General features: G+C 60.0%; 5 protein-coding genes and 3 pseudogenes. 2 read left to right on the plus strand and 6 right to left on the minus strand.

The window, feature by feature from the left end:
• The 4 genes and pseudogenes from AA309_RS29650 to AA309_RS36035 all read right to left on the minus strand — a co-directional run.
• Window positions 1-469, minus strand: a 469-nt coding sequence (locus AA309_RS29650; protein WP_047192622.1) for an aminotransferase class III-fold pyridoxal phosphate-dependent enzyme, incomplete at its 3' end; no start/stop codon positions are given.
• A gap of 92 nt (window positions 470-561) precedes the next feature.
• Window positions 562-858, minus strand: a complete 297-nt coding sequence (locus tag AA309_RS37965) for a hypothetical protein (protein ID WP_047192623.1) — start codon at window positions 856-858, stop codon at window positions 562-564.
• A gap of 117 nt (window positions 859-975) precedes the next feature.
• Window positions 976-2,259 (minus strand): KamA family radical SAM protein, encoded by a 1,284-nt coding sequence (locus AA309_RS29660; RefSeq protein ID WP_047192624.1) that lies wholly within the window; start codon window positions 2,257-2,259, stop codon window positions 976-978.
• Window positions 2,260-2,823: 564 nt separating this feature from the next.
• Window positions 2,824-2,960 (minus strand): annotated as a pseudogene (locus AA309_RS36035) (transposase); the annotation flags it as partial.
• Window positions 2,961-3,421: 461 nt separating this feature from the next.
• On the opposite strand from AA309_RS36035, the gene AA309_RS34840 reads away from it, so the two are divergent.
• Entirely contained in the window at window positions 3,422-3,661 is a 240-nt protein-coding gene (locus tag AA309_RS34840) for a hypothetical protein (RefSeq protein WP_047192625.1), read from the plus strand.
• A gap of 42 nt (window positions 3,662-3,703) precedes the next feature.
• The gene (locus AA309_RS29670; RefSeq protein WP_047192626.1) at window positions 3,704-4,009 is read left to right on the plus strand and encodes a recombinase family protein; all 306 of its coding nucleotides are present in this window, start codon (window positions 3,704-3,706) and stop codon (window positions 4,007-4,009) included.
• Between the two features lie 499 nt (window positions 4,010-4,508).
• Here AA309_RS29670 and AA309_RS34845 read toward each other — a convergent pair.
• A pseudogene (locus AA309_RS34845) lies at window positions 4,509-4,979 on the minus strand (IS3 family transposase); the annotation flags it as partial.
• A pseudogene (locus AA309_RS34850) lies at window positions 4,980-5,720 on the minus strand (IS256 family transposase); the annotation flags it as partial.
• Window positions 5,721-5,957 lie beyond the last annotated feature (237 nt).

Raw genomic sequence — 5,957 nt, forward strand, 5'->3', positions numbered from 1 at the left:
CACATCGTGTAAGTTGCGATGAATGACGCTCGGCCTTTCCCAGTGCCGACCAATAGGTCCACACCAGGCGAAATGCCGTGTCATTGACCTCGGGGCCGGAATTGGAGAAGAACAAATTGTCGATGCTCTCGGGCGTCAGTTCCGCCAAGCGCCCGGATAGTTCGATCACCGGCTCATGCGAGGTCTTGAAGAACGTGTTGTAGAAGGCGAGCCGGTCCGTCTGCCGGTGCACCACCTCCCCGAGCTCCTTGCGGCCGTAACCGATGTTGATGCACCAGAGCCCACCCATCCCGCCGAGCAACCCGCTGCATTCCGTATCCCAGAGGTAGATTCCTTCGCCATGGGTGATGACCCTTGGCCCGCTCTCCTGGGCCAACGCATAGTAGTCGGTGAACGGATTCAGGTGGTTTGCAAGATCGCCCGCGCGCAGGTCGTTGCCCGAGCGGTCGGGCAGTGGCTTGTGGTTCATCGTCTCGTCTCCCTCGATATCCCATGCCCAATTGGCGGACGGGCCGGTGTCTGGCGGAACGCGGCACAGCTTCAGTCAGGCGTGGCGGCGGGTTATGTTGAGCGCCGTTCGAAAAAGTGGATTGCCTGCGCCATTGCATAGGTCAGGCAAAGACAGATCAGCGCCAGTGCGGCGGCAAGTATCTCTCGGGTCATGGTGTTTCTCCTTTCTTCGCGATTGCCTTCCTTGCGGATCGGCAGCCGTCGGGTCATCACCGCCAGGAATGTTTTTGCTTCCACCTCGACGGCCTGCGCCAGAAGCCGGCGCGCACGTTCGCGCAGAACCGATGTCAGGGGATCATCGAGGGTATCGGGATGCGGAAAGGAAACAACTTCGCTATCTGTCTTCATGGCGTCTCGCTCTTTCGTGAGCTTCTGGCAGGCTTTGTCACCCGCCTCGATACGCAGCCCTCCTCAAACCGTCATCACCCAGTTTCCGCCATAGCTCTACGCATGCCGCAGAGTCGCTCATTCAAACCCCATCGATTTCGCTCGAGCGACCTCAATCGCATCGCTGAGTATACGACTGGCGCGCTGGGGATCTGACCATGCCGCCTGCGCATCTAGAGAGAGAGACTGCAAAGGATCTACATATGTGAACAGCTGCTCCGGCCGGACAGATGGAGCCCGGTACACAGCAATCCCTGTCTGTCTGTCATAATGCTCGAAGCTGTGGACGTCGCGCTTTCCACCGCCTCCCGGCGTGTCAACAACGAACAACGGAGTGTTATACCCAGCCGTGATCCCGCGTAAGTCCTTTTCTATCTGACATGCAAGCCCCACTGAGCACCGCATGTGCTCAATTCCGCCGACAAGATCACAAGTATATACGTAGTACGGCTGGATATGTAGGTCTGAGAGTTTCTTGACGAGCTGTTTCATAACCTCGGGATCGTCATTGACGCCAGCCATCAGAACCGTCTGATTGCGCATCCTTACTCCCCGCTTGAAAAGAAGCTCTGCAGCCGCAATCGTGTAGTCGGTGATTTCTCGAGGATGGTTGAAATGGGTGTGAAACGAAATCTCTACGCCCTGATTCCGGCCAGCATCGCTAATGTTGACAAGAGCACCAGTCCATTCATGATCGCTTGTGACTTTCATAGGCAGTACAGCGAGGCCTTTCGTCGCGAATCTGATGCGGCGAATTGAGGGGATGGACAGAAGGCCCGTGCCGACCGCTAAAAGTTGGGAAGGTTTGAGGCGAAAGCAATCTCCTCCCGACACCACTACATCAACGATGACGGGGGTCGCACGAAGATATGCCAGAATAGTATTCCATCGGCTCTGGAATGGCGACGCCCTTTTCTTCGAGACTAATTGTGTGTCTAGACCCACACCGTAGCTGCGGGTGCAAAAACGACAATAGACCGGGCAGCGATCCGTTGCGAGTAAAAGTGCCTTGTCGTGATAGCGATGCACCAGTCCATCTACAGGTGAACTTTCTCGTTCATGTAACGAATCCATTCTTAGCAACGGGTGAGATGGAAGAATTTCGCTTCCAATGGGAATGAACTGCTTGCGGATCGGGTCTTGGAAGAAGTTCGACCAGTCGATCAAGTTCAGCACATAAGGCGTGATCCGCATCGCCATCGGGGCACGCGCGAGGCCGAGCTCAATGTCTCGCATCAGGTTGCCGTCGGCGTCGCCCCCCACCCATGCGCGCAGCTGGTCAACGCGAGTAACAGCGTGACGCTCTTGCCATGCAGCGTCAGCGAACTCATGTCTCATCATCTCATGCGCAATACGGCTCATCGGAACTTCCCTTAAGCGGAAAAGAGGAAAGATGCCGACCTCGTGGACGGCACTACTGTCAATCGGCAGCCTTTCGCGAGGAAATCCGACTTGACGGCGGCAACAGCATAGTCAGTGAGCGTGATCATAGGACGATCCTCCCCAGTCGGTGAAGCGTTTGCGGATAACGATGCACGAACCGTGCCAAACGAAATAACCTTTTTAAAACAATATGGTAGCGCTATTACTGCTATTCGCATGTCCGACTTGGTCGGACATGCGACAACGAGGAATGCGTTGAACAACGCGGGAATTCCGCGTCGCTCCGGCGGAATCCTATTCGCCATTCTTGGGAAAACGCAGCCGACATTTACTGGGTTCTGTCGCGACGCTAGTCCGCTTCTCTCACCGCCACTGGCATTGAGCGGGCGTTTTGGCCGGATGATGCGCTGACATCGCGCCCCGACGAGAGAGACGAGCACAGTCGGCGCCGCGGTGCGCGGCGGGTCCGGGTTCGGCGATGTATCCTCTGTCGTTTGTGGGAAGGGTTCGGGTCCGGCGGCATCATCGGGCCGCGAGGCCTATTCAGGCATGCGCCAGGGCGAATTCGTCGGCGTAGGGACAGGCCGACGCCATGGCAATCCTGATCCGGCGCACCGAGATGCGCATCTGGGCGCCGATCTTCGGAGCTTCAGCCGGATCGTGCCGCAGGTTGGATTTGCTTCGCTTAAATGGAGAGCGGTTTTGTAGCTATTCGGCCAGCCTTTCGAACTGAACCGGACTGACATAATCGAGTGTCAAGTGGCGTCGGACGGGGTTGTACAACGAGGTTTGAGAACGCCTACAGGACCCTTCGGCGTGAAGTCCTGGGATTGGCTTCACCTCTGGGCCGGACGCGAGGTGTCCATCTGTGCGGTGATCGACAAGGCGGATGGCGCGGTTTTCCGTTGCACGCCCGACGGATCGCAGACCGAGCGATGGCTTGAGATCCCGGCCTGGATGCTCGACCCCGCGTTGTGCGCTCGGGATCAGGCCCTGACGACGCGTCCCTTTGTCGGGCTCGATGCGCTGATGACCCTGTCTGGGCTTCTCGATCGGTCGATGACGATCGCCAGCCGATCATCGAATGCCCGGCTTCCGGGCGCATGGGGAACCTCTCGCGACCAGAATCGGGGAGAGGCCCATGACACGGAAGATGGGGGCGTCCGCGGATGCGGATCAACGCAACCAGCGGCTCGGTCCGCATCAGATGGATCTGTTCGGCAGCAGCGCGCCAGACAGTGTCAGCGGCGCGCCGGCATGGCGCGAGCTGCCGCGGGAGGCGCAGGCGATGCTGGTGAGTCTGATGATGCAGCTCATCCTGGAGCATGCGCAAAGACGCACGGTGGCGCCGGTGACCATGGAGGCCAGCCATGAGCACTGACAAGGTCCGTCCCACCATCTGGAGCGCAAGGCGATCCTCTACGTGCGCCAGTCTTCCGCTCATCAGGTGCGGCACAACCGCGAGAGCAGCGCGCTGCAATACGCCATGCGGGACCGGCTGACCGCGCTGGGATGGTCCGAGATCGAGGTGATCGACGATGATCTTGGGCGTTCGGCCGCCGGCGGGGTCCAGCGCGCCGGCTTCGAGCGAATGGTGGCGGAGGGCTGTCTCGGGAAGGTTGGCGCGGTCTGCGCGCGGGAGGTCTCGCGCTTTGCCCGCAACAGCCGAGACTGGCAGCGTGACAGGCTTTCCCTGTCGCGGACTACTACGGGAACTCCGCCAGCATGATGGACATCAGGGTCAACTCCCTTGGCATTCCACCATGCCTTCCCTCGTTCATATGCTGGACGTCATGTGTATTGGTGAGGCTGCCGGTCGCAGTCTTTGTCCTTGCATTCTGCAAGTTGATGCCGATGCCGTGGTCTGGCTGTGTTCTCCCCATGGCCCTTCGCGAGCGTCCTACATCTCGGCTCCCGTTCGGATGCACACCGTCCTACGTGTCCGGCGGCATCATCGGCATTCCGCCTGTTAAGCCGTGTAGGCGGAGGCGACATTCCAGCCCTCAGATGCGGGTAAACCGGTTTGTGTTCCTCAACCTTCCAATACTACAGCCTCGGGAACTATCTCGGCGTAACGGCTTCGCCTCAATCCCCTTTACCTGCGGGCTCCGTCACCCTGCCAGTTGACAGCAGGTCACCGCCGCTTGGGCTCATGCCCCCTCACAGCAGGGGGCAAGGCATTCTCCTTTCCTCCTTTCTCCTTGCATTCCAGACATATGCACCCCGGACCATCCGGGACGAGGCGCACCAAAGTGAAGTCGCTCACCCACAAGGCGTTCGGCCGCGGCCCACTTCTGGTTCGGGCGCTCGGCCACGAAGTCCTGCTCAAGCAGGTTAGGCGCAACCGAAAGAGCATGATGGCTGTCGGTCGTGGTCGGTCGGAAACAGCGCTTCTGCCAAGCCTTGAGCCCGTTCTCGCGCATCAGCCGGGCGGTCCGGCGCCGCCCGACTTGCAGCCCTTCACCCCGCAGTTCGCGGGTCATACGAGGACTGCCGTAGGTCCCATAGGAACGAGCGAAAGCTGAGCGGATATGAGCCAGCAGCACCAGATCCTCTCGCTGGTGGCAACTCGCCAGACGAGATCGCCACGCGAAGTAGCCGCTCTGGCTGACACCGAGAACCTGGCACAGGCGTGTGACGGGGAAGTCCTCTTTCGCCGCATCGATGAACCGGACCTTCATCGACTTCCCTCCTTGGCGAAGCGCCCCGTCCCCGACAGCAATCCGGGGCGGAATGGACAAGCCCCTTCGCTTGATCTCGACGAGCAACTCTCTCAAGCTCTGGGCGCTCTCGCGCATACCGGCCTGGAAGCCAACCAGTTCCATCTTGCCCTCTGGTGTCGCGCCGATCAGCACCAGCATGCACTCGGCCCGATCCTCCATCCGGGCCTGGAGGTAGACGCCATCGGCCCAGACATAGACGTAGTGCCGAGCCGAGAGATCACGCGCCTGCCAACGCTCGTATTCGCTCTGCCATTCACCGGTGAGCCGGGTGATGGCAGAGGGCGAAAGGTTCGGGGCGTCCTTACCCAGCAGGGCGGCTAAAGCCTCCTGGAAGTCGCCGGTCGAGAGCCCGCGCAGATAGAGGATCGGCAGCAAGGCATCCAAACTCTTCGTCCGCCGGGCCCATTTCGGCAGGATCGCCGAGGTAAAGCGGATCCGATCCTCCCCCGTGGCGCCGCGGTCGCGGATCTTGACCCGGCGGACCTCAACCGAGCCGATGCCGGTCTGGATCGTGCGCTCGGGGCCATGCCCATGCCGGACCAGGCGCTCACGTCCGTCCGGCAGCTTCAGGTCGCGCATGCTGGCGAGATAAGCCTCAGCCTCGCTCTCGATGGCTTGGGCCAAGAGCTTGCGGGCGCCGGCTCGGAGAATATCGGTCAGGGGATCATCGATCTCGTCGGGCTGACGAAGGCGGACAATGTTGGTAGTCTCGTTCATGACGTATCGCTCTTCTTGAAGAGGTTCTGGCAGGCTCGACACCCGCCTCGATACGCCGCCCTTCTCACACCGTCGTCACCCAGTTTCCGCCATAGCTCCAACCCAGATCTGCTGCAGCATATCGTGGACGGTGGTTGCGACACGCTGGGGCTTGCAAGTACGAAAGCTGTCGATCAGCCCTGCAATCTCCTTTGCTTGCAGAGTGACGAAGTATTCCTTCTCGGCCGGAAGACATAG

The organism is Microvirga vignae (assembly GCF_001017175.1).
GTDB classification, from domain to species: domain Bacteria; phylum Pseudomonadota; class Alphaproteobacteria; order Rhizobiales; family Beijerinckiaceae; genus Microvirga; species Microvirga vignae.

Bases quoted from the DNA above. Each gene is read 5' to 3' on its own strand.
- AA309_RS34840 (WP_047192625.1), top strand. From the start codon at position 3,422: ATGACACGGAAGATGGGGGCGTCCGCGGATGCGGATCAACGCAACCAG.
- AA309_RS37965 (WP_047192623.1), bottom strand. From the start codon at position 858: ATGAAGACAGATAGCGAAGTTGTTTCCTTTCCGCATCCCGATACCCTC.
- AA309_RS29660 (WP_047192624.1), bottom strand. From the start codon at position 2,259: ATGAGCCGTATTGCGCATGAGATGATGAGACATGAGTTCGCTGACGCT.